3 protein-coding genes are annotated in these 1,367 nt (G+C 32.6%); all 3 read left to right on the forward strand.

Going from position 1 to position 1,367, the window contains the following annotated elements; all coding sequences use genetic code 11:
- Positions 1–102 precede the first annotated feature (102 nt).
- The gene (locus AC1DTM_RS26630) at positions 103–408 is read left to right on the forward strand and encodes a metal-sensing transcriptional repressor (protein WP_002160817.1); all 306 of its coding nucleotides are present in this window, start codon (positions 103–105) and stop codon (positions 406–408) included.
- Positions 409–620: 212 nt separating this feature from the next.
- Positions 621–827 (forward strand): copper chaperone CopZ, encoded by a 207-nt coding sequence (gene copZ, locus AC1DTM_RS26635; protein WP_002111278.1) that lies wholly within the window; start codon positions 621–623, stop codon positions 825–827.
- 94 nt (positions 828–921) lie between these two features.
- Positions 922–1,367, forward strand: a 446-nt coding sequence (locus AC1DTM_RS26640) for a copper ion binding protein (protein WP_477001298.1), incomplete at its 3' end; no start/stop codon positions are given.

Raw genomic sequence — 1,367 nt, forward strand, 5'->3', positions numbered from 1 at the left:
CATATAGGGTATCATTACATAGATATTTAATGCTATAATTGGTATACTCGTAAAAAGTATTTGTTTTTATTGGATGAAGAGAAACTTTAAGAAGGTGATAATATGGATCATAAAGAGCAGGAAACAACGGCTATGCATAGATCAGAAAAAGAAAAAGAGCAAATTATAAATAGATTGAAGAGAATTGAAGGACAAGTTCGTGGAATTCAAAATATGATTGAAAATGATCGTTATTGTGTTGATATTCTAGTGCAAATTTCAGCGATCAATGCAGCGATGAAAAAAGTAGGAATGGGCGTCTTAAAGAATCATACAAATCATTGTGTTTCAGGAGCTATTAAAAACGGGAATGGTGACGAAGCAATTGAAGAATTAATGACCGTTTTTGAACGTTTTTCAAAAGCGTAAAAACCAAGCTAGTATTTGACTGGCTTGGTTTTTCTTTATACATATATGGGATATGGACAGATGGTATAAAAATTGATGCGTGGAATAAAGAGAAAATAAAGGTTTTAGAAAAATTTTTAAATCATTATATAAAACCATTGATTACCTTAGGGGGGTATGGTAAGATGTAGTTGTGATTAACAAACAATGAAGAAACAAGAGGAGGATTTTAAATGGAACAGTTAACATTAAAAGTTGAGGGTATGTCTTGTGGGCATTGTGTAAATTCTATTGAAAGTAATGTGAAAGAACTAAACGGCGTTGAGCAAGTAAAAGTTCAATTAGCAGAAGGAACTGTTGAAGTTACTATCGACTCATCAGTTGTAACGTTAAAAGATATCGTTGTTGTAATTGAAGATCAAGGCTATGACGTTCAATAATAATTTTTAATATGGAAATAAATCGTACTTTATATGGAGTACGATTTATTTTGCTAAAAATTATACCTTATAAGGGTATATAGAGGTGAGAGACATGAATGAACAAAAAGAGGCCAATCTCCAAATATCAGGCATGACATGTGCAGCATGTGCAAATAGAATTGAAAAAGGTCTTAAAAAAGTAGAAGGTGTGCAGGATGCAAATGTGAATTTTGCACTTGAAAAAACGAAAATTTTGTACGATCCAACTAAAACAAATCCGAAAGAATTTAAAGAAAAAGTTGAATCGTTAGGATATGGCATTGTAAGTGATAAAGCGGAGTTTACCGTTTCGGGAATGACATGCGCAGCGTGTGCGAATAAAGTGGAAAAGCGTTTAAATAAACTAGATGGTGTGAACAAGGCGACAGTAAATTTCGCTTTAGAATCAGCTACAGTAGACTTTAACCCTAATGAAATCAGTGTAAATGAGATGAAGAGTACAATCACAAAATTAGGATATAAATTAGAAGTGAAATCGGATGAGCAAGATTCATCAAC

It is taken from the genome of Bacillus sp. P4_D3 (genome assembly GCF_056401855.1).

What these genes read in the sequence shown, in the direction of transcription:
- AC1DTM_RS26630 (WP_002160817.1), top strand. Translation starts at nt 103, where the DNA reads ATGGATCATAAAGAGCAGGAAACAACGGCTATGCATAGATCAGAAAAA.
- copZ (WP_002111278.1), top strand. Translation starts at nt 621, where the DNA reads ATGGAACAGTTAACATTAAAAGTTGAGGGTATGTCTTGTGGGCATTGT.